Origin of the sequence: Tsukamurella strandjordii, assembly GCF_039525985.1 — a bacterium.
GTDB classification, from domain to species: Bacteria; Actinomycetota; Actinomycetes; order Mycobacteriales; family Mycobacteriaceae; genus Tsukamurella; species Tsukamurella strandjordii.
Window position 1 is genome coordinate 514305 of record NZ_BAAAII010000002.1, and the last position, 21610, is coordinate 535914.

19 protein-coding genes are annotated in these 21610 nt (G+C 70.2%); 11 read left to right on the forward strand and 8 right to left on the reverse strand.

All coding sequences use genetic code 11. The features are described from left to right. Positions 1–49: 49 nt before the first annotated feature. Complete coding sequence (locus ABD108_RS03285; RefSeq protein WP_220656365.1) at positions 50–514, forward strand: tRNA (cytidine(34)-2'-O)-methyltransferase; 465 nt, start codon at positions 50–52, stop codon at positions 512–514. Here ABD108_RS03285 and ABD108_RS03290 read toward each other — a convergent pair whose 3' ends face one another. Both ABD108_RS03290 and ABD108_RS03295 read right to left on the reverse strand, forming a co-directional pair. Then, positions 515–2473, reverse strand: coding sequence for an alpha/beta hydrolase (locus tag ABD108_RS03290; protein WP_425579758.1), 1959 nt, complete (start codon positions 2471–2473; stop codon positions 515–517). A gap of 40 nt (positions 2474–2513) precedes the next feature. After that, a complete protein-coding gene (locus tag ABD108_RS03295; RefSeq protein WP_343929304.1) occupies positions 2514–3953 on the reverse strand; it encodes a short-chain fatty acyl-CoA regulator family protein in 1440 nt (479 codons plus the stop codon). Positions 3954–4101: 148 nt separating this feature from the next. On the opposite strand from ABD108_RS03295, the gene prpD reads away from it, so the two are divergent. The 4 genes from prpD (at position 4102) to ABD108_RS03315 (ending at position 11321) form a co-directional block, all read left to right on the forward strand. Next, positions 4102–5607: a 2-methylcitrate dehydratase PrpD gene (gene prpD / locus ABD108_RS03300; RefSeq protein WP_343929306.1), complete on the forward strand. Its 1506-nt coding sequence runs from the start codon at positions 4102–4104 to the stop codon at positions 5605–5607. Between the two features lie 8 nt (positions 5608–5615). Beyond that, positions 5616–6533 carry a methylisocitrate lyase gene (gene prpB, locus ABD108_RS03305; protein WP_343929693.1) on the forward strand — a complete coding sequence of 306 codons (918 nt, stop codon included), beginning with the start codon at positions 5616–5618 and terminating at the stop codon, positions 6531–6533. Then, positions 6530–7648: a bifunctional 2-methylcitrate synthase/citrate synthase gene (locus ABD108_RS03310; RefSeq protein WP_343929308.1), complete on the forward strand. Its 1119-nt coding sequence runs from the start codon at positions 6530–6532 to the stop codon at positions 7646–7648. Before prpB ends, ABD108_RS03310 begins: the two co-directional genes overlap by 4 nt. Positions 7649–7934: 286 nt before the next feature. Further along, a complete protein-coding gene (locus ABD108_RS03315) occupies positions 7935–11321 on the forward strand; it encodes a pyruvate carboxylase (protein WP_343929695.1) in 3387 nt (1128 codons plus the stop codon). A 12-nt stretch (positions 11322–11333) separates the two neighbouring features. Here ABD108_RS03315 and ABD108_RS03320 read toward each other — a convergent pair whose 3' ends face one another. Then, entirely contained in the window at positions 11334–11567 is a 234-nt protein-coding gene (locus ABD108_RS03320) for a DUF167 domain-containing protein (protein WP_220656369.1), read from the reverse strand. Between the two features lie 41 nt (positions 11568–11608). Here ABD108_RS03320 and ABD108_RS03325 point away from each other — a divergent pair, with 41 nt between their 5' ends. Together ABD108_RS03325 and ABD108_RS03330 are read left to right on the forward strand one after the other, a co-directional pair. Beyond that, positions 11609–12205 carry a CHAP domain-containing protein gene (locus ABD108_RS03325; protein WP_220656370.1) on the forward strand — a complete coding sequence of 199 codons (597 nt, stop codon included), beginning with the start codon at positions 11609–11611 and terminating at the stop codon, positions 12203–12205. Then, entirely contained in the window at positions 12202–13131 is a 930-nt protein-coding gene (locus ABD108_RS03330) for a patatin-like phospholipase family protein (protein WP_343929310.1), read from the forward strand. Before ABD108_RS03325 ends, ABD108_RS03330 begins: the two co-directional genes overlap by 4 nt. A gap of 234 nt (positions 13132–13365) precedes the next feature. Here ABD108_RS03330 and ABD108_RS03335 read toward each other — a convergent pair whose 3' ends face one another. From ABD108_RS03335 to ABD108_RS03345, 3 genes are all read right to left on the reverse strand, one after another. After that, positions 13366–13788 (reverse strand): nuclear transport factor 2 family protein, encoded by a 423-nt coding sequence (locus tag ABD108_RS03335; RefSeq protein WP_343929312.1) that lies wholly within the window; start codon positions 13786–13788, stop codon positions 13366–13368. Beyond that, positions 13785–14114 carry a nuclear transport factor 2-like protein gene (locus ABD108_RS03340; protein WP_343929314.1) on the reverse strand — a complete coding sequence of 110 codons (330 nt, stop codon included), beginning with the start codon at positions 14112–14114 and terminating at the stop codon, positions 13785–13787. Before ABD108_RS03340 ends, ABD108_RS03335 begins: the two co-directional genes overlap by 4 nt. Positions 14115–14210: 96 nt before the next feature. Next, complete coding sequence (locus ABD108_RS03345; protein WP_343929316.1) at positions 14211–17492, reverse strand: error-prone DNA polymerase; 3282 nt, start codon at positions 17490–17492, stop codon at positions 14211–14213. 84 nt (positions 17493–17576) lie between these two features. Here ABD108_RS03345 and ABD108_RS03350 point away from each other — a divergent pair, with 84 nt between their 5' ends. Both ABD108_RS03350 and ABD108_RS03355 read left to right on the forward strand, forming a co-directional pair. Next, positions 17577–17906, forward strand: coding sequence for a YnfA family protein (locus ABD108_RS03350; RefSeq protein ID WP_220656375.1), 330 nt, complete (start codon positions 17577–17579; stop codon positions 17904–17906). Beyond that, positions 17893–18453 carry a GNAT family N-acetyltransferase gene (locus ABD108_RS03355; RefSeq protein ID WP_343929318.1) on the forward strand — a complete coding sequence of 187 codons (561 nt, stop codon included), beginning with the start codon at positions 17893–17895 and terminating at the stop codon, positions 18451–18453. Before ABD108_RS03350 ends, ABD108_RS03355 begins: the two co-directional genes overlap by 14 nt. Here the strand turns inward: ABD108_RS03355 and ABD108_RS03360 are convergent. Continuing rightward, positions 18431–18973: a TetR/AcrR family transcriptional regulator gene (locus ABD108_RS03360; protein WP_343929320.1), complete on the reverse strand. Its 543-nt coding sequence runs from the start codon at positions 18971–18973 to the stop codon at positions 18431–18433. The two genes, ABD108_RS03355 and ABD108_RS03360, sit on opposite strands and share 23 nt — an antisense overlap. 44 nt (positions 18974–19017) lie before the next feature. Between ABD108_RS03360 and ABD108_RS03365 the strand changes: the two genes are divergently transcribed. Beyond that, positions 19018–20061, forward strand: coding sequence for an FAD-dependent oxidoreductase (locus tag ABD108_RS03365; protein WP_343929322.1), 1044 nt, complete (start codon positions 19018–19020; stop codon positions 20059–20061). Here the strand turns inward: ABD108_RS03365 and ABD108_RS03370 are convergent. Continuing rightward, positions 20029–20526: a MarR family winged helix-turn-helix transcriptional regulator gene (locus ABD108_RS03370; RefSeq protein ID WP_220656379.1), complete on the reverse strand. Its 498-nt coding sequence runs from the start codon at positions 20524–20526 to the stop codon at positions 20029–20031. The genes ABD108_RS03365 and ABD108_RS03370 overlap by 33 nt on opposite strands. Positions 20527–20700: 174 nt before the next feature. On the opposite strand from ABD108_RS03370, the gene ABD108_RS03375 reads away from it, so the two are divergent. Next, positions 20701–21606: an amidohydrolase family protein gene (locus ABD108_RS03375; protein WP_343929324.1), complete on the forward strand. Its 906-nt coding sequence runs from the start codon at positions 20701–20703 to the stop codon at positions 21604–21606. Positions 21607–21610: the final 4 nt, after the last annotated feature.

Here is a 21610-nt window from a genome sequence, read left to right on the forward strand (position 1 = left end):
ACCCCCCAGCAGTGGTGAATGCGGAACACGGGTGACAGGATCGTCATCCGTGTTCCGCATTCTGTTCTTCGAACCCCGGATCGCGCCCAACACCGGCAACGCGATCCGGCTCGCGGCGGTGACCGGGTGCGAATTGCATCTCGTCGAGCCGCTGGGCTTCGACCTCTCCGAGCCCAAGCTCCGGCGCGCGGGACTCGACTACCACGACCTCGCGCACGTACGGGTGCACGCCGATCTCGCCGCCGCGTGGACCGCCCTGCGTCCCGAGCGCGTCTTCGCCTTCACCGCCCACGCGCAGCGATTCCATCACCAGATCGAGTACGCGCCGGGCGATGTCCTGCTGTTCGGGCCCGAGCCCACGGGCCTGCCGCCCGAGGTGCTCGGCGATCCGCACGTCACCGAGTCGGTGCGGATCCCGATGCTGCCCTCGCGGCGTTCGCTGAACCTGTCGAACGCCGCCGCCGTGGTCGCCTACGAGGCTTGGCGCCAGCAGGGATTCGACGGCGGCGTCTGACTACTCCTTCGGCTCGTTGTAGCCGGTCTGGCTGTTGAGGATCGGGCGCAGCCGCGCCGTCTTCTCGGCGTTCCAGCCGGGCGGTTCCAGGATCGCCGCCCAGGCGTCCGCGGCCGCCTTGACGTAGCTGTGGCCGTGGCCGTCGGGCACGTTCACCGCCACCGCCATATCGGCCGAGACCTGGAGGAAGGTCACGATCGGCACCCACGACACCGACGAGAGCACGTCGTTGCCGCGCTTCTCCCGGAGCCAGTCCGGCTTGCTGAAGGCGAGTTCGGGCTTCCACCGTCCGATCGGGTCGGACGCGTGCTGCAGGTACACCACGCGCGGGTAGCTCCACGGCTGCTCGGGCTTGGTGAGGTCCTCGGCGTTCGCGGCGAAGCGGATGTTCGCGCCCTGCTGGTACACCGGGAGCCACTCGGGCGAGCCGGCGTCGCGCTGCCGGGTCATCTGCACCCACATCTCGTTGTTGAACGTGGGACCCGAGAACAGCGCACCGTCGGTCCGCGCCAGGATGTTGTTGGGCGAGAGGAAGGGAGCCTCGCCACCGAACGAGCCCAGGCTCTCACCGAAGATCACGAGCTTCGGCCGCTGGCCCTCGGGCAGCGACTTGACCTTCTTATCGACGGCCTCGAACAGGGCCTGTCCGGCCTGGAGCGCGTTCTGCTTATCGACCAGGAACGACAGCCAGCTCGGCAGGAACGAGTACTGCATGCTCACGATGGCCGAGTCGCCGTTGTACATGTACTCCAGTGCGCCGGCCTCGGCCTCGTTGACCCAGCCGGTGCCGGTGGTCGTGGCGACGGCGACGATCTTGCGCTGCAGGCCGCCCGTGCGCTCGAGCTCGGCGGCGGCCTTCTCGGCGATCACCTTGTACCGGTTCGGGTCCGAGGCATCGATGGAACCGAGACCCGAGTAGGTGCGGATCGGCTCCATCGCCGGGGTCCCGTTGAACGCGGTGAGGTGCTCCACCGTCTGGGCGTTGGAGACGAAGATCCGGCCCTGCTTGCCCAGCGAGGCCCAGCTGACGAGCGATCCCGGTCCGCCGGAGCGCAGCGGGCTGGTCGGCTCGGGCCGGTCGTTGCCGCCCTCCCGGTTGACCTTCGAGAAGGTGGTGTTCATCGCGTCCATCGCGCCGCGCACGACCACGCCGTTGATGATGCCCACCGAGAGCAGCAGGACCAGGGCGACGGCGACCACGGCGGAGACCCGCGGCGGCGAGACCTTCTCGAGCTGACGGATGAGCCACCGGACCACCCACCGGATGGCCTTGCCGAACTCGACCAGGATGTAGAGCATCACCACCGACAGCACGGCGATCTCGACGTAGTCGATCGGCACCAGGTGCTCGGTGGCCATCATGTCGCGCAGTTCGTCCTGCCAGCGGTCGAACCAGATCACCATGCCGATGGTGCCGACCACGCCCACGCCGATCAGCACGGGCCAGTAGCGGGCGGGAGGCTTGGGGCTGCTGTCCTGCGACCGCATGAATCGCACCAGCCACACCGCGAAGACGCCGAGGCCGTAGCCGATCGCGCCGGAACCGCCGCTCACCAGGCTCTGGAAGAGGGGGCCGCGGGGCAGCAGCGACGGGGTCAGGGAGAACCAGATGAAGACGAGGCCGACCGCGGTTCCCGTGAAGGTGTAACGGCCGGTCCACCAGGCACCGAAGCGGGTGAGGAGGTTCCCCTCCTTCGCGGCGACCGCGGTCGCCGGCGCGGGCGCCGCATCGTCGGAGGCCGCGGGCGCCGCATCGTCGGAGGCCGCGGGAGTCGCGTCGTCGGAGGCCGCGGGAGTCGCGTCGTCGGTGGTCGCGGGCGCGGTATCGGCGGGTGTCGCCTCCGTGGCCTCGTGCTTGCCGACCTGGGGTGCTGCGACCACCTTCGGAGCGTCGGCTGCGGCCTGCTCTGCCGAGCGGGACCCGCTCGGCTCGTCGGGCGACTCGTCGACCTTGCTCATGCGACCTCCTGGTTCACTGTCCCGTATCGGAGCTAGCTAATCATGCCCCGTCGTCGGCCGCTGCGCCTGCAAAGGTGTACGGGATCGGTTCCGCCCGATTCGGGTCCACCGCGATCGGTCTGCCCAGCTGAGGAAAGGCGCGCTGCGCACAGCGCGGACGGTCGCACACCTTGCACCCCGCACCGATCGGCGTGAACGATTCCGGGTCGTCGAGCGCGAGCCCGCGGGAGTACACCAGGCGGTGGGCGTGCGCCAGATCGCAGCCGAGTCCCACCGCGAAGTCGCGCCCCTGACCGAGGTAACCGGCCCCGGCGTCCGAGGTGGTGCGCGCCACCCAGAGATAGCTGCGGCCGTCGGGCATCTGGGCGACCTGCGTGCGGATCCGCCCGGGCGTGGCGAAGGCGTCGTGCACCACCCACAGCGGGCAGCTCCCGCCCACGCGGGAGAAGTGGAAAGCGGTGGCCGACTGCCGCTTCGAGATGTTGCCGGCCCGGTCGGTGCGCACGAGGAAGAACGGGACACCGCGGCGGCCGGGACGCTGCAGGGTGGAGAGCCGGTGGCACACCGTCTCGAAACCCACCTCGAATCGGGCGCCCAGCAGGTCCACGTCGTAGCGGAGCTCCTCTGCGGCGCGCAGGAACCGCTCGTAGGGCAGGACCAGCGCCCCGGCGAAGTAGTTCGCGAGTCCAACCCGCGCCAGCGCCCGCGAGTGCGTCGGCAGGGACCCGGCCTCGCCGATCACGCCCTCCATCGCGTCCGCCTGCGTGAGGAAGGCGAGTTGCGTGGCGATCTGGAAGGCGCGCTGCCCATGATCGAGCCGGCGCGCGAGGGTCAGCACGCCGGATTCCGCGTCGAAACTGCGACGCGGGCCGGGCCGGTCGGGCTCGCCCTCCCCGATCCGGACGGTGACGCCGTGCTCGTCGCGCAGGAGCCGCGCCAGTTGCAGGTCCAGGCCGCCCACGGTGAGCCCGCGGCTGTCGAAGAGCTCTTCGGCGGCGATGTCCAACACCGGGATGTGGTTGCGGTGGTCGTAGAAGAAGTCGCGCACGTCCTCGTAGGGCGTCGACACCGCTCCCCCGGCACCTCCCGGGGAGGCGCCCGTCGAGAGCCGCTCCACCTGCTCGGTCGCGCCCCGGAGCTGCCGGTGCATCGCGACCATCGCACGCGCCACCGCCGGGGACCGGGCCACCAGATCGTCGAGCTCGGCGGGCCCCACGTCGCCCGCCTCGCCGTTCTCGACGAGCGCATCCTGCAGGTCGGCGACCAGCCGGGCGTCCGATTCGGCGGCGAAGAAGGCCATATCGAGGTCGAAGGTGGTGTTGAGCCGCATCAACACGGGGACCGACAGCGGCCGCTGATCGTTCTCCAGCTGGTTGATGTAGCTGACCGACAGCCCCAGCGCCTTCGCGAGGGCCGTCTGGGTGAGGCCCCGCTCGTCCCGCAGGCGCTTGAGGCGCGGACCCACGTACAGCCTCTGCATGGTCGGAATCTAGCACCACCGGCTTTCGCCACTTTCGCAAACTTCGTCGGTGCGGTTCGCACAGATACACATCTGCAACATCTTTCGCGCGCTGGGCGTCGTGCATAGCGTGTGAAGGAACCGCCCCGTTCGTGAAGAGGAGCCAACCGTGCAGACCCACTCCGTGCGCACCCACCGCTCGGCCGAGACCTTCCCCCGCGAGGAGCACCTCGCCTGGAAGGTTGCGCAGGTGGCCGCCGATCCGGTGGCCGTGCCGGAGGACACCGCGGCGATGGTGATCAATCGGATCATCGACAACGCCGCGGTCGCGGCGGCTTCGCTGGCGCGCAGGCCCGTCGCGAACGCGCGGGCCCAGGCGGTGGCGCACCCGTACGCGCCGGGTTCGACGGTGTTCGGTGTGCCCGGCCGGTTCTCGCCGGAGTGGGCGGCGTGGGCGAACGGCACCGCGGTGCGCGAGCTCGACTTCCACGACACCTTCCTGGCCGCGGAGTACAGCCACCCCGGGGACAACATTCCGCCGATCCTCGCGGTCGCGCAGCACACCGGAGCGAACGGCGCCGATCTGATCCGCGGTCTCGCCACCGGCTACGAGATCCAGATCGATCTGGCGCGTGCGATCTGCCTGCACGAACACAAGATCGACCACGTGGCGCACCTCGGCCCGTCCGCCGCGGCCGGGATCGGTACCCTGCTGCACCTGCCCGCCGAGACGATCTATCAGGCGATCGGGCAGGCGCTGCACACCACCACGGCCACACGCCAGTCCCGCAAGGGTGAGATCTCCTCGTGGAAGGCCTACGCGCCGGCCTTCGCCGGGAAGATGGCGGTCGAGGCCGTCGATCGTGCGATGCGGGGCGAGGGCGCACCGTCGCCGATCTGGGAGGGCGAGGACGGCGTGATCGCCTGGCTGCTGGGCGGTCCGGAGGCGCAGTACGAGGTGCCGCTCCCCGCTCCCGGCGAGGCGAAGCGGGCGATCCTCGACTCGTACACCAAGGAGCATTCGGCCGAGTACCAGAGCCAGGCGCCGATCGACCTCGCACGCCGGATGCGCGAGCGGATCGGCGACCTCACGCAGATCGAGAAGATCGTGCTGCACACCAGCCATCACACGCACTACGTGATCGGCACCGGCTCGAACGATCCACAGAAGTTCGATCCACGCGCTTCCCGCGAAACCCTCGACCACTCGGTGATGTACATCTTCGCGGTCGCCTTGCAGGACGGCGGCTGGCACCACGAGCGGTCGTACGCGCCGGAGCGGGCCCAGCGGCCCGACACGGTGGAGCTGTGGCGCCGGATCTCCACGGCCGAGGATCCCGAATGGACGCGGCGATACCACTCGACGGACCCGGCCGAGAAGGCCTTCGGCGCTCGCGCCGAGGTCACCCTCACGTCCGGCGAGGTCATCGTGGACGAGCTGGCCGTAGCCGATGCGCACCCCTTGGGCGCCAGGCCCTTCGCCCGCGAGCAGTACATCGAGAAGTTCCGGATCCTCGCCGACGGGGTGATCGAGAAGGACGAACAGGACCGCTTCCTGGAGGCGGCGCAGGCCACCGCGAGCCTCGGGGCCGGAGAACTGGATCTGCTCACGTTCACCGTGACCGACGAGGTGCTTGCCCGCGCTCCGCAGCTTCCCGGTGGGCTGTTCCGGTGAGCACGGACATCTCGGGCCTGTTGGCGGCGGCTCCGTCGGCGAACGACAAGCGCAGGGCACTGCGCGCCGGACTGGCCTCGGATCGGATCGTCCGCATGCCGGGCGCCTTCAATCCGCTCACCGCCAAGCTCATCCAGGAGATCGGGTTCGAGGGCGTGTACGTCTCCGGCGCGGTGGTCGCCGCCGATCTCGCGCTGCCGGATATCGGGCTGACCACTCTGACCGAGGTGGCCACCCGGGCGCAGCAGATCGCGCGGGTCACGGACCTGCCCACCCTCGTCGACGCCGACACCGGCTTCGGCGAACCGATGAGTGCGGCGCGCACCGTGACCGTGCTGGAGGATGCGGGATTGGCCGGGCTCCATCTGGAGGACCAGGTGAACCCGAAGCGCTGCGGACATCTCGACGGCAAGGCCGTGGTGCCCACCGAGGAGGCGGTGCGCCGGATCCGGGCCGCCGTGGCCGCCCGGCGCGATCCGGACCTCGTGATCTGCGCACGGACCGATGCCGCGGGCATCGAGGGAATCGACGCGGCGATCGGGCGGGCTCGGGCCTACGCCGATGCCGGGGCGGACCTCATCTTCACCGAAGCCCTGTACACCCCATCGGATTTCGAGCGCTTCCGCGCCGCGGTGGACGCCCCGCTGCTGGCGAACATGACTGAGTTCGGCAAGTCGGATCTCATCGACGCACAGACCCTGGAATCGATCGGCTACAACGCGGTGATCTATCCCGTGACCACGCTGCGGCTCGCGATGTTCGCCGCCGAGGAGGGCCTGCGGGCCATCGCCACCACCGGCACCCAGAAGGACCTGCTGGACCGGATGCAGCACCGCAGCCGGCTCTACGAGTTGCTCCAGTACGAGCGCTACAACGATTTCGATTCCGGCATCTTCAATTTCACCCTCTCCAGGAGTCAGCGATGACCGATCCCGCCACGATCTTCAAGGGCCTCGCCGGTGTGGTGGTGGACACCACCGCCGTTTCGAAGGTGGTGCCCGAGACCAACTCCCTGACCTACCGGGGCTATGCCGTCCAGGACCTCGCGGCCAAGTGCAGCTTCGAGGAAGTGGCCTTCCTGCTGTGGAACGGCGAACTCCCGGACGAGGAGACGCTCGCCCGGTTCGAGTCCGCCGAGCGCGCAGCGCGGGTGGCGGATCGCTCGCTGCTCGAACTGATCGCCGGGCATCCCGCCACCTGCCACCCGATGGACGTGGTGCGCACCGCGGTCAGCTACCTCGGCGCCGAAGATCCCTTCGAGGACGACACCCGACCCGAGGCCAACCACGACAAGGCGCTGCGGATGATGGCGGTGCTGCCCACGATCGTGGCCGCGGATCTGCGGCGCCGGCGCGGGCTGCCGCCGATCGCACCGGACCCGTCGCTCGGCTTCGCCGCGAACTTCCTGCGGATGAGCTTCGGCGAGGTTCCGGCACCCGAGCTGGTGCGGGCCTTCGAGGTCTCGCTGATCCTGTACGCGGAGCACAGCTTCAACGCCTCGACCTTCGCGGCCCGCGTGGTCACCTCCACGACCTCGGACATCTACAGCGCCGTCACCGCGGCGATCGGGGCCCTCAAGGGCAAGCTCCACGGCGGGGCCAACGAGGCGGTCATGCACGATATGACGGAGATCGGCGATCCCGCCCGTGCCGAGGCCTGGCTGCGGGGCAAGCTCGCCCGCAAGGAGAAGGTGATGGGCTTCGGGCACCGCGTCTACAAGAACGGCGACTCGCGGGTCCCCACCATGAAGGCGGCGCTCCATCAGATCGCCGAGCGCACCGACGGCGCCGTCTGGGTGCGGATGTACGACGTCCTGGAGCACACCATGGACGAGGCCACCGGGATCAAGCCCAACCTCGACTTCCCCACCGGTCCGGCCTATCACCTGCTCGGCTTCGAGACCGAGGTCTTCACGCCCATCTTCGTGATGGCGCGGATCACCGGGTGGACCGCGCACATCATCGAGCAGACCGCGGCCAATGCGCTGATTCGTCCGCTCTCCGAGTACGTCGGCGTCCCGCAGCGCCCGGTGGTGGCCTAACCGATCCCCGCCCCTGCGCTGGTCACGCGCCCGACCGCGGATCCGAAGCAACCGGTCGCCATCATTATTCATCGGATGTTTAGCTAGCCAGGGCATTCTTTGCGACCAGCAAATGCGGGATCGGCCCAGCAATCCACGATCGGCGGGATAACATTGATCGGGTCTCTCGCCTACTACGCGCGAGACTCGGCATGGCGGCGCAGCGAACTCCGTGGCACCGGCATCGACCCCACCGCACAACGACGGGAGCACCCCAGTGACAGCCACCGACGGCCCGGCCGTGACGATGTTCGACAAGGTCCTGGTGGCCAACCGCGGCGAGATCGCGATCCGCGGATTCCGCGCCGCCGTCGAGAGCGGCGCCAAGACCGTGGCGGTGTACCCGTACGAGGATCGCAACTCCCCGCACCGGCAGAAGGCCGACGAGGCGTACCAGATCGGTACGGAGGGCCATCCGGTCCGCGCCTACCTGAGCGTCGACGAGATCATCCGGATCGCCAAGCACGCCGGCGCCGACGCCGTGTACCCGGGCTACGGATTCCTCTCCGAGAACCCGGAGCTGGCCGGCGCCTGCGCCGAGGCGGAGATCACCTTCGTGGGCCCGCCGAAGGAGGTCCTCGAACTCACCGGCAACAAGGCCCGCGCGATCGCCGCGGCGCGGGCGGCCGGCCTGCCGGTACTCACCTCGTCCGCGCCGTCGGCGGATGTGGACGAGTTGCTCGCTGCCGCGCAGGACATGCACTTCCCCGTCTTCGTCAAGGCGGTCGCCGGCGGTGGCGGCCGCGGCATGCGCCGGGTTGCCGAGCTCGACGATCTGCGTGACGCGATCGAGGTCGCCTCGCGGGAAGCGGAATCCGCCTTCGGCGATCCCACCGTCTTCCTCGAGGAGGCGGTGATCGATCCGCGCCATATCGAGGTGCAGATCCTGGCCGATACCGCGGGCAACGTGATCCACCTGTTCGAGCGGGACTGTTCCTTGCAGCGCCGGCACCAGAAGGTGATCGAGATGGCGCCGGCGCCGAACATCTCGGACGAGCTGCGCGAGCGGCTCTGCACGGATGCGGTCAATTTCGCGACGTCCATCGGCTACAGCTGCGCGGGCACCGTCGAATTCCTCGTCGATCCGCAGGGCCGCCACGTCTTCATCGAGATGAACCCGCGGATCCAGGTGGAACACACCGTGACCGAGGAGGTCACCGACGTCGACCTCGTGGCGGCGCAGCTGCGCATCGCCGCGGGAGCCACGCTCCCGGAGCTCGGACTCACCCAGGACGCGATCCGGCTCAACGGCACGGCGTTGCAGTGCCGCATCACCACTGAGGACCCCACCGACGGATTCCGTCCGGACACCGGCCGCGTCACCGCGTACCGCACCCCGGGCGGCGCCGGTATCCGGCTCGACGGCGGCACTTCGGTGGGCGCGGAGATCAGCCCGCACTTCGATTCGATGCTGGTCAAGCTCACCACGCGCGGTCGCGACCGGCAGACGGCGATCGTGCGTGCCCGCCGCGCACTCGCGGAGTTCCGGATCCGCGGCGTGGCCACCAACATCCCCTATCTGCAGGCCGTGCTCGCCGATCCCGACTTCGTGGCCGGGAAGGTGACCACGTCCTTCATCGAGCAGCGGCCCGAACTGCTCACCGCCCGCGGTTCCTCCGATACCGCGAGCAAGATCCTGCGGTATCTGGCCGATGTCACCGTCAACAAGCCGCACGGCGTGCGCCCGACGAAGGTGTACGCCACCGACAAGCTCCCGCCCGTGGATATGTCGGCGCCCGCACCGGACGGCTCCAAACAGCGTCTCACCGCCCTCGGCCCGGCGGGATTCGCCGCCGACTTGCGCGCACAGACGGCACTCGCGGTCACCGACACCACCTTCCGCGACGCCCACCAGTCGCTCCTCGCGACCCGCGTGCGCACCTCCGCCCTCGCCACGATCGCGCCCTACGAGGCGCGCCTCACGCCACAGCTGCTGTCGGTGGAGGCCTGGGGCGGCGCGACTTACGATGTGGCGCTGCGCTTCCTGCACGAGGATCCGTGGGAGCGGCTCGCGACTCTCCGCGAGGCGATGCCGAACATCTGCCTGCAGATGCTGCTCCGCGGCCGGAACACGGTGGGCTACACGCCGTATCCGCAGCAGGTGACCGATTCCTTCGTGGCCGAAGCTGCGGCGACCGGCGTGGACATCTTCCGGATCTTCGACGCCCTCAACGACGTCGAGCAGATGCGGCCCGCCATCGAGGCCGTGCTCGCCACGGGCACCGCCGTCGCCGAGGGGGCGCTCTCCTACACCGGCGACCTCGCCGATCCCGCCGAGACCCTGTACACGCTGGACTACTACCTGGGCGTCGCGGAGAAGATCGTCCGGGCCGGCGCCCACGTCCTCGCGATCAAGGACATGGCCGGGCTGTTGCGCCCCGCCGCGGCGGACAGACTGGTGCGCGCATTGCGCGGCGAGTTCGACCTGCCGGTGCACGTGCACACGCACGACACCCCGGGCGGACAGCTCGCCACCTACCTGGCGGCGTGGAACGCGGGGGCCGATGCCGTCGACGGTGCCGCGGCGCCGTTGTCGGGCACCACGAGTCAGCCCTCGCTGTCGTCGATCGTGGCCGCCACCGCGCACACCGAGCGCGACACCGGCATCGATCTCGCCGCGGTCTGCGCGCTCGAGCCCTACTGGGAGGCCGTCCGCGGCGCCTACGCACCCTTCGAATCGGGACTCAAGGCCCCGACGGGTCGCGTCTACCACCACGAGATCCCCGGCGGTCAGCTGTCGAACCTGCGGCAGCAGGCGGGAGCCCTGGGACTCGCGGAACGCTTCGAGGACATCGAGAACGCCTACGCCGCCGCCGACCGCATGCTGGGCCGCCTGGTGAAGGTCACACCGTCGTCGAAGGTGGTGGGCGACCTCGCCCTGGCCCTGGTGGGCACGGGCGTCTCCGCCGAGGAGTTCGCCGCCGATCCGGCGCGCTACGACATCCCCGACTCCGTGATCGGGTTCCTGCGCGGTGAGCTCGGCACGCCGCCCGGCGGGTGGCCGGAGCCGCTGCGCAGCCGCGCCCTGCAGGGGCGCGCGGAGGCGACGCCCGTCACGGAAGTGCCCGAGGCCGAGGCGACCGAGCTCGCCGGTTCGTCCGAGCAGCGGCGAGCGGCACTGAGCCGCCTGCTGTTCCCCGGGCCGATGCGCGAATTCACCGAACATCTGGGGGAATTCGGCGATGTCTCCAAGCTCTCCACCAACCAGTTCCTGTACGGGCTGCGGCAGGGCGAGGAGCACCGGGTGCAGCTCGCGACCGGCAAGGAACTGCTGATCAAGCTCGACGGCGTGGGCGAACCCGATGAGCACGGCAATCGCACGCTGGTGTGCACGCTCAACGGACAGCTGCGCACCGTCGCCGTGCGCGACCGTGCGGTCCAGGCCGATGTGCCCGCCGCGGAGCGCGCCGACAAGGCGAACCCCGGCCACGTGGCCGCCCCGTTCGCCGGGGTGGTGACGCCCACGGTGCACGCCGGATCGACGGTGGCGGTGGGCGATCAGATCGCCACCATCGAGGCGATGAAGATGGAGGCGGCGATCACCGCGCCGGTGGCCGGCACCGTCTCCCGGGTCGCGCTCGCCGGACCCACCCAGGTGGACGGCGGCGATCTGGTGGCCGTGATCGAGGGCTGACCGCGTCGTGGTTCAGTCGTCCACGGCGAAGCGCTTGGTACGGCTGGTGTGTCCGGCCACCAGCCGGATCCGCGATTTCGGCACCCCGAGGTGATCGGCGAGCAGCCGGACGGCGGCCTGATTGGCGCGGTTCTCGGTGGCGGGCTCCCGGACGATGAGGGTGAGCGCACCGTCGTCGGCGATCTCGACCGCGGGGCCACGACGGCTCCCGGGTTTGATCGTGCACGTGACGATGCGCGGGCTCATGCGCACATCGTCTCAGGTCCCGATGTCGGTAACGTGGTCGCATGGGGATGCGGAGAATCGGTATCGGCGCCGCTTCGGCGGCGTTGGCCCTCGTGCTGCTGGCGTGTGGTGTGCTCTGGCTGTCGACGGTGCGCGAGACCCCGCTCACCCGCCACCTGCCCGCCGAGCTGCGGCCGCGGGTGTTCCCCGTGGTGCAGACGGACGGGCTGGCGCCCGAACGGGTGCGGATCGTCGACAACCTCCGCCGCGAGTTCGCGCAGAACCGGCCGGGCACCGATTTCTCCGAGGGCGTGGTCGAGCCGTGGTGCGCCGATTTCGTCTCGACGGTGCTGCGCGATTCCGGTCTCGCGGTGCGCAACCCGAATTCGGGCACGTGGAGGATCCCCGGCGTGTACACGCTGACGGAGTACTTCCAGCGCGAGGGGAGATTCCGTCCCGCGGGCTACGTGCCCGCGGTCGGCGACGTCGTTCTCTACGCACCGGAGCATCGGTTCGGGCAGCACACCAACTTCGTGGTGGCGGTGGCCGATGGCGTGGTCACCACCGTCGGCGGTAACCAGCCGGGCGGGATCACGGCGCTGACCTTCGATCACGCCGACACGGCCGGTGTCGTGGGCTATGGGATTCCGGTTCGGTGAGCTCAGTCATCACCGCGTTGAGCAGGCGCATCGCGGAGGGCAGCCGGCCCGGAGAACGGTCCGACGGGCTGCGGATCGCGCTGTCGATCGAGGGGGGCGGCTCGCGCTCGGCGTACTCGGCGGGAATGGCGATGGCCGTGGAGGAGCTGGGTCTGCTCCCCGCCTTCGATGCGGTGTACGGCACGTCCGGCGGCGGGCTCAATGCGGCGTGGTTGCTGTCCGGCGAAGGCTCGGCCTGGTTGCCTTCGTGGGGGTGGGACGATGTGCTGGCCGAGCGGGTGGTGCACCCGCGCCGCGTGCTGCGCGGTGGCGTCGTGGTGGACACCCGGCACCTGGTGGAGCGGGTGTACTCGGCGGTGACGCCGATGAACTTCGATGCGATCCTGGCGAATCCGATCACCCTGCACCCACTCGCCGTGGATGCCGCCACCCGACAGGCGGCCGATCTCGCCCCGCTGATCACCGACCACGCGTCGTTGCGGTCCGCTCTGCGGGCGACCACTGCGCTGCCGTTGCTCGCCGGTCCGCCGGTGCGGCTCGGTGGGCGGGAGTGGTTCGACGGTGGCCTGGCCGAGAAGGTGCCGTTCGCGACGCCGCTCGCGCAGGGCGCCACGCATCTGGTGATGCTGCGGACGGTTCCCGAGTCCGCACCGCCCCGCGCCTCGCGGGGCGAGACACTGATCCTGGACGCCTATTTCGCCGCGCGGCGCCGCTTCCGCGCGGCACCCAGTGGTTTCGATGCTCCGGCGGCCCGGATCGCCGAGCACGCCGTGCTGCAGATCTGGTCACCCGCTGGCGGCCCGGAGGTGGGGCGCCTGTCCCGCGACGGTGCGGTCATCTCGCGCGCGGTCGAGCTCGGCCGGGCTGCGGCGATGGACGTGCTCTCCGCCGCAGCACCGGCACACCGCGAGACGGGCTCCGCGTGACAGGGCTGCCACGGCGGCCGCTGTACGCAGCGGTCCCCCGCTACGTCCTGTCTCTTCTACGCTATGTCCTCGTGCACGCCGTGCTGATGCTGCTCGACGGCGGCGGCCCGGGGAATCGGTCCGCTCGGCGGCCGGAGTGGCGGGCGGCGCGATACCCGCAGGTGTACACCGGAAGCCGCGAATCGGCTCGAATGATCGACCGTGAGAACGCCCTCCGCCGCTATCGCGGTTGATTCAGTCGGCGGCGACGGGTGTGCCCTGGTGGAACAGCACCGACCACCGGTTCTCGCGGCGCTTCCACACGGTGAGGCGGCGGGTGACCCGGTCGCCCTGGATCAGGGTGTAGGTGAGCAGGTAGGTCGAGGCACCGGTGGCGCGCACCTGGAAGTCGCTGGTCTCCCATTCGTCGAGCGCCGGATCTGCGTATCGCTGTTCGAGCACCGACCACACGTAGTCCCTGCTGTACCGCTTCCCGGACGCGCCCACCTCCCAGAAGTCGGGGGCGGTGAGGGCGAGGAAATCCTCCCGGGTGGTTCCCCACTCCGGGCGATGGAAGATCGGCTCGCGACGGCGCAGGTCCTCGAGGACCTCGCGCAGTTCGCGCGCCGTGGTGCGATCCGGTTCGCGCTCGATGTCCCGCGGGTCGAGCGCGGTCACCCCTCGCGGATCGTCATGGAGGCGATCTTGTCGCCGTCCACGGCGAAGGTGAACTCGCTGAGCCCGTTCGCGTGGGTGCTGCGCCAGTCGCCGATCACCACGATGGTGGATCCGTCCACGGTCACCTTTTCGGGTGTCAGGACGCCCTTGGCACCGAGGAACTCCCCGTCGCTCCACTTCTTGATCGCGGCCCGGTCGGGGAAGACCCGACCCCAGTCGTCGACGAATCCGGTGTCGGTGAAGGCGTTCAAGAAGCCCTGCTCGTCGCCGGCGTTGACGGCGGCGATGAACGTCGCGACAGGTTCGGGGACGGTGACGTCTGACATGTTCACTCCAATCGTCGGGTGCCTCCCACCGTACTCAGGTTCGCCATACCTATGTACTCGCGGTGTCGAGATACCCACAAGCGGACCTTGTGACGCCTACTGCCAGTCGCGCGAACGCGAGGGCACCGTCAGGTCCATGCGTTGCAGCCGATCCGCGACCACGGTGACCGCGCCCTCGGCGTTCTGCAGCTTGCCGCGGATCAGCAGCGCGGGCGCGGATTGCGCCAGCCGCCGGTAACGCGCCCACAGACCCTGACTACACACCACGTTCACCATGCCCGTCTCGTCCTCCAGATTGATGAACGTGACGCCGCCCGCGGTGGCGGGGCGCTGCCGGTGCGTCACGGCGCCACCCACCAGGACCCGGTCACCGTCGGGCAGGGAGAGCAGGCGATCGGCCGTGATCACCCCGAGCTCGTCGAGCTTCGGGCGCAGGAACTCCGTGGGGTACTTCCCGACGGTGACCGAGGTGGCCCAGACGTCTGCGGCGGCGAGTTCGGTCTCGCTCATGCCGGGCAGGGCGGGCGGGGCGCCCGCGGTCGCGGTGCCCGGCAGACGGTCCGGTCGCTCACGCGCCGCCGCCCCGGCCTCCCACAGCGCCTGCCTGCGGTCGCGGCCGAAGCAGTCGAGCGCCCCCGAGGTGGCGAGCGCCTCGGCCTGTGCCACGGTGAGTTCCACCCGGGAGGTGAGATCGGTGAGCCGCGTGTAGGCACCGTGCGCGTCCCGCTCGGCGACGATCCGCTCGGCCAGTTCGTCGCCGATGGTGCGGATCGCGGCCAGACCCAGCCGCACCTCCAGTCCGGCGTTCTCCAGGTTCGCCCAGGGCAGGCTGATGTTCACGTCCGGACCGTGCACGGTGACCCCGTGCCGCCGCGCATCGGCCACCAGGGACTGCGGGGAGTAGAAGCCCATGGGCTGCGCCCGCAGCAGGGCGGCGCAGAAGGCCGCCGGGTGATAGCACTTGAACCACGAGGAGTAGAAGACCAGCGAGGCGAACGATTGCGAATGACTCTCGGGGAAACCGAAGTTCGCGAAAGCCGCGAGCTTCTCGAAGATGCGGTCGGCCAGTTCTCCCTCGATGCCGTGCAGCCGCTTCGCCCCCGCGTAGAACCGGTCCCGCAGTTGTTCCATCTTCTCCGTGGACCGCTTCGACCCCATGGCGCGGCGCAGCTGATCCGCCTCGGCCGGGGTGAAATCGGCGACGTCCACCGCGAGCTGCATGAGCTGCTCCTGGAACAGCGGCACACCCAGCGTGCGCCTGAGCGTCTTCCACATCGACGGATGCTCCACGTGCGGCTCCTCCTTCCCGTTGCGGCGGCGGATGTACGGGTGCACCGAACCGCCCTGGATGGGGCCGGGCCGGATCAACGCGACCTCCACCACCAGGTCGTAGAAGTTCTCCGGTTTGAGCCGCGGGAGGGTGGCCATCTGGGCCCGGGACTCCACCTGGAAGACGCCCACGGAATCGGCGCGGCGCAGCATCGCGTAGACCGTGTCGTCGGTGAGGTCGAGCTCGGCGAAATCGACGGCGATCCCCTTGTGCTGCTTGAGCAGATCCTGCGCGTAGTGCAGGGCGCTGAGCATGCCGAGACCGAGCAGGTCGAACTTCACCAGCCCCGCGGCGGCGCAGTCGTCCTTGTCCCACTGCAGCACGCTGCGGTTCTCCATGCGGGCCCATTCGGTGGGGCAGACATCGGCGATGGGGCGGTCGCAGATCACCATGCCGCCGGAGTGGATTCCGAGGTGCCGCGGCAGATCGGCGATCTGCGTGGCCAGATCGATCACGCGGCCGGGCACCCCGTCGGGCACCGGGTCGTTGCGCCAGCCGTAGCTGGAGACCTGTTTACTCCAGGCGTCCTGCTGCCCTTGGGAATAGCCGAGGGCGCGGGCGGTGTCGCGCACCGCGGACCGTCCGCGGTAGGTGATCACGTTGGCCACCTGCGCGGCGTACGCGCGGCCGTACTTGCGGTAGACGAACTGGATCGCCTCCTCGCGACGGTCGGACTCGATGTCGATATCGATATCGGGTGGACCGTCGCGTTCCGGGGCGAGGAAACGCTCGAACAGCAGCTCGTTACGGACCGGATCGACCGCGGTGATCCCGAGCGCGAAGCACACGGCGGAGTTGGCGGCGCTGCCACGGCCCTGGCACAGGATGTCGGCATCGCGGCAGAAGCTCACGATGTCGTGCACGATGAGGAAGTAGCCCGGGAAGGTGAGGGCCTCGATCACGTTCAGCTCGTGCTCGATCTGCCGGTACGCCTGTGGATTCGACTCCGGGGGACCGTATCGGCCGAGCGCTCCGCGGCGGGTGAGCTCGCGCAGCCAGGTGGCCTCGGTGTGGCCGGAGGGAACGTCGAAGGGCGGCAGGTTCGGCGCGATCAGCCTGAGGTTGAAGGCGCATTCGGCCGCCAGTTCCACGGCGCCCGCGATCGCGCCCGGATGCTCCGGCAGCAGCAGCGCCATCTCGTCGCCCGAACGCAGATGCGCACCCCCGGCCGCGGGCAGCCAGCCGTCGAGCTCATCGAGGCTGCGCCGGGCGCGGATCGCGGCCAGGGTGGCCGCGAGGCGGCGCTGGTCCGGACGGGCGAAGTGCGCACCCGTGGTGGCGACGGTGCCCACCCCCATCCTGGCGGCGACCCCGGCGAGGAGGTGGTTGCGCTCATCATCCTCGGGGACGCCGTGCACCGTGAGTTCCATGCTGACCCGGTCGGGACCGAACCGGTCGAGGAGCTGCGCCAGGGCGGCCGCCGCACCGTCGGGCCCCGCGGCGTCGAGCCCGCGCCGGACCGCACCCTTGCGGCAGCCGGTGAGGATGTGCCAGTGCCCGCCGGACCACTCGGCCAGGCGGTCCGGATGGAAGCGCAGCAGCCCCTTCTCCCCCGCCTCCATGTGCGCCTGCGCCATGGCGCGGGACAGGCGGCGGTAGCCCTCCTGCCCGCGCGCGAGGACCAGCAGGTGTTCGCCGTCCGGGTCTTCCGCGCCGGTGCGCTCCGCATCGTGCTGAAGCGAGAGTTCCGCCCCGAAGACCGTGGGCACGCCCAGGCCGAGCGCCGCCTCGGCGAACCGGACCACCCCGTAGAAGCCGTTGTGATCGGTGACGGCGAGGGCCTTCAGCCCCAGGGCGTGCGCCTGCTCCACCATCTCCTCGGGCTGCGCGGCGCCGTCGAGGAAGCTGAACGCGGTGTGGGCGTGCAGCTCGGCGTAGGGCACCCGGGAGACACCGGGCCCCCGCTCGCCCGGCACGTAGGACTCACGCTTGCGCGACCAGGCCGGCGAATCACCACCGTCGCCCGGGGGCTCCTCCCGCCGCGCCGGCGCGCGCCCCGAGAGCACCCGCTCCATCTCCGCCCAGCTGGGCCCGTTACTCCAACCCACCCCTTCAGCATACGCTCACACGTTCGATTTCATACTTCGTATCGAACGTCGCTCGCGAGGGGCTCCCCACCTAGAGTGGACCCCGTGACGGTGACCAAGTCGATCCTGCTGTTCGGAGTGGCCGCGCTGTTCGAGATCGGCGGCGCATGGCTGGTGTGGCAGGGCATCCGGGAACACCGCGGGTGGCTGTGGATCGGCGCGGGCGTGATCGCGCTCGGCCTGTACGGGGTGGTCGCGGCGCAGCAGCCGGACGCGGACTTCGGCCGGATCCTGGCGGCCTACGGCGGCGTCTTCATCGCCGGTTCACTCCTGTGGGCGATGGCGGTGGACGGCTTCCGCCCCGACCGCTGGGACGTGACGGGCGCCCTGATCGCGCTCGTCGGCGTGGCGGTGATCATGTATGCGCCGCGCTGAACCGCTCGCGGCCGTCCTGGTCGAACAACTCGACCCCCGCACGGTATCGGCGCTCGCCGCGGGTGATCTGCGGCGCGCGAACCGGTTCAGCGAGCATCACCTTCCGTCCTCGTTCATCACACCGGAGTCGGTGCGCCTGTGGCGGTTACGCGACCGCCAGATCAGTGACGACCCGGCCAGCGCGGACTGGATCACCGGGGCGATCGTGGACGGCGATCTGGGCCTCGTGGTGGGGCGCGCCGGCTACCACGCGCCGCCGAACGCCGCGGGCACCGTGGAGATCGGATACGCCGTCGACGAGGAGTACCGCCGCCGCGGATACGCCCGCGGCGCCCTCGAATTCCTTCTCGACCGGGCGGCCCGGGAACCGTCGGTCCGGACGGTGCGCGCCACCGTGGCACCGGACAACACGGCATCGTCGGCACTGATCGCCCAGTACGGGTTCGCCCAGGTGGGCTCGCAGATCGACGAGGACGACGGGCTGGAGTTGATCTACGAGATCCCCAGCAACCGGGACCGGCCCGCTATGCGCGCAGGGAGGCGATGAGCCGGGCCAGCGGCGGCTGCGGATCGAAATCCTCCGCCGGCAGCGCCAGTTGCCGGATGACCACCGCGTCGGTCGCATCCATCACCAGCGCCGAGGCGGCACCGTCGAGCCCCAGGCTCGCGCCGATCGCCATCCCCACCGCCTCGACGGCGGCGCGCCCGCGGCGGAGCGGCTCCTGCAGTTCCGGGTCGACGGCCGCCGCCGCGAACAGGTTCAGGCGCGCGACGCCGCGCACCCGGCCGGGCCCGACCGACCACCGCACGTAGTCGACGAGGCGCTCGGTCACCTCCTCGACCGGGAGATCGACGCCTCCGTCGAAGCCCTCCCAGAAGGCAAGGTCCTGCTCGACCATCCGGTCGACGATCCCGCGTACCAGCGCAGCTCGCGACCGGAAATGGTTCGACGTGGTGCCCGCCGGCACAGCGGCGGCACCGTCGACGGCGCGATGCGTGAGGCCTCGCAACCCGCGGGTGCCCACCACCTCGATCGCCGCGTCGAGCACCTCTTCCCGTCGTCCCATGCGGTCCGACAGTACCGCCACTACATTTGTAGTACGTTGGATTCATGGCAACAGCAGCGATCATCGGCGGCGGCATCGGCGGACTCGCCACCGCGGCACTCCTGACCGAGCAGGGCTGGGAGGTGCAGGTCTTCGAGCGGGCACCGTCACTGCCCGGTACCGGGACCGCACTGGGGATGTGGCCCGAGGCGCTCGCCGTCCTGGACCGGGCGGGCGCCGGGGAGCGCGTGCGGGAGATCGGCATCGACCAGCGGTTCGCCGAGATCCGCAGCGCGGAGGGGCACCGCCTCGGTTCCCGGGTCGAAGCGAAGGGCGCCACCGTGATCATCTCCCGTCCGCGGCTGCTGGAATCCCTCGCCGCGGCCGCCCCGGCCGTCCGGTTCGGCGAGCGCCGCACCGATCTCGACGGGCTCGATCACGACGTGATCGTGGGCGCCGACGGGATCAACAGCATCACCCGCACGCACGTGCTCGGACACGTGGTGGAGCCGCGCCCGCTGGGCGTGGACGTGCTCATCGGCAGATGCCCCGGCAGCACCGACGTCTTCACCGAATACTGGGGCCCCGGAAGACTGTTCGGCGTCACACCGCGCGACGGCGGCTTCATCAACTGGTACGCCGAGTTCGATCCGGCGGCGATACCGGCGGCGTGTCCCGATCCGGACGCAGACCCGCGCGGCTTCCTCCGTGCGGCGTACCGCGGCTGGGACCCCCGCGTGATCGAGACGATCGAGGGCATCGAGGTCGAGTCGGCGCTGCACTACCGCTCCCGCGATCTGCCCCGGCTGCCCCGGATCGTCCGTGACAACGTGGCGCTGATCGGCGACGCCGCCCACGCGATGGCGCCGAACCTCGGCCGCGGCGCGTGCGAGACGCTGCTCGACGCCGCCGCCCTCGCCGATGCGCTCGGTGCGGCCGACACCTTCTCCGGCGACGCGTCGGCGGCCCTGGCCGGCTACGAACGCGCCCGCAGGCTCGCCGGCCAACGGACGATGCTGCTGTCACGGGCGATGCGCTACACCGCGCTGACCAGCAGATTGCGTGCGCCGCGCGATCTACTGTTGCGCGGGATCGCCGCTGTCGCCTGAGCTCTCCGGCCGATCGACCAGGGCAGCGCTGACCTTGGGCAGAATCCGGGCAAGGGCATCCACATCACCCGGGTCGAGGTCGTCGAAGACGCGGCGCCGCACCTCCGCGACGTGCGTGCGGGCCGCGGAGTCGAGAACCGCGAAACCGGCGTCGGTCAGTTCCGCGGAGGCCGACCGGCCGGCCGCGTGCCGCACCAGCCAGCCCGACTCCCCGAGCTTGCGCAGGACGTGCGACAGCCGCGACGGCGAGGAGTTGGCGGCCTCGGCCAGCGCGGACAGGCCCATCCGCCGCCCCGGCGCCTGGGAGAGCTGCGCCATCACCATGAACTCGTAGTGCGTGAGACCGGAGTCGGTCCGCAGCTGGGTGTCCAGCTTCGCCGGCAACTGCATCGCGATGTTGATCAGCGGAAGCCACGCCGACATCTCGGCGTCGGACAGCCATCGCACGTCGTCGGTCGGGCCCACGATGATTCACCCCCATGAATGATCGGCGTCACCGCGCTTCTCGAATGACGCGTGACCCCACTGTATACGCCGCCGCGGGCCGGAAACGAGCATCGATTCGACGGCGCTGATCGCCCGATCGCCGCGAGCGGATTCGCCGGACAGCGGTTCGGACCGGTCGGTAAGTTGGCATCGGTGAGCGGCTCTCAGACCACCCCCGGACCCCGGACCGACGCCGAGATCCCGGCGTACCTGGAGGCGCTCGGCCTCCCCGGCCTCGCCGATGTCCATGTGCATTTCCTCCCTGAGCCCATGCTGGCGAAGGTCTGGGACTTCTTCGACCGCGCCGATGTCGAGTACGGCCGGGAGTGGCCGGTCACGTACCGGTTCGACGAGGACACCCGGCTCGACCTGATCCGCGGCATGGGAGTGCGTGAGATCCCCGCGCTGTGCTACCCGCACAAGCCCGGGATGGCGCAGTGGCTCAACGCCTGGTGCGCCGATTTCGCCCGCCGGGTTCCCGATGGGATCCACTGCGCCACCCTGTATCCCGAACCGGGAGTGGGCGATTACGTGGCCGCCGCGCTGGCCGACGGTGCCCGACTGTTCAAGATGCACGTCCAGGTGGGGGTCTTCGCTCCCGACGATCCGCTGCTCGATCCGGCCTGGGACGCCCTCGCGGACGCCGGGGTGCCCGTGGTGATCCACGCCGGGTCCGGTCCGTTGGAGGGTCCCTACACCGGGCCGGCTCACGTCGCCGAGACACTGCGCCGGCATCCGCAGCTGACGCTGGTGATCGCCCATCTCGGCATGCCGGAGTACGACCAGTTCGCCGATCTCGCCGAACGCTTCCCGAACGTCCACCTCGACACCACGATGGCGGCGACGGACTTCACGGAGGAACTCGCGCCGATGCCGCCGGGCTACCGGGAGCGGCTCGCCGGGCTCGCCGATCGCGTGGTGCTGGGCAGCGACTTCCCGAACATCCCCTATCAGTACGCGCATCAGCTGTTCGGTCTCGCGCGCCTCGACCTCGGCGACGAGTGGATGCGCAAGGTGCTGTGGCACAACGGGCGGAGGCTGCTCGGGCACGACGGGTGAGCAC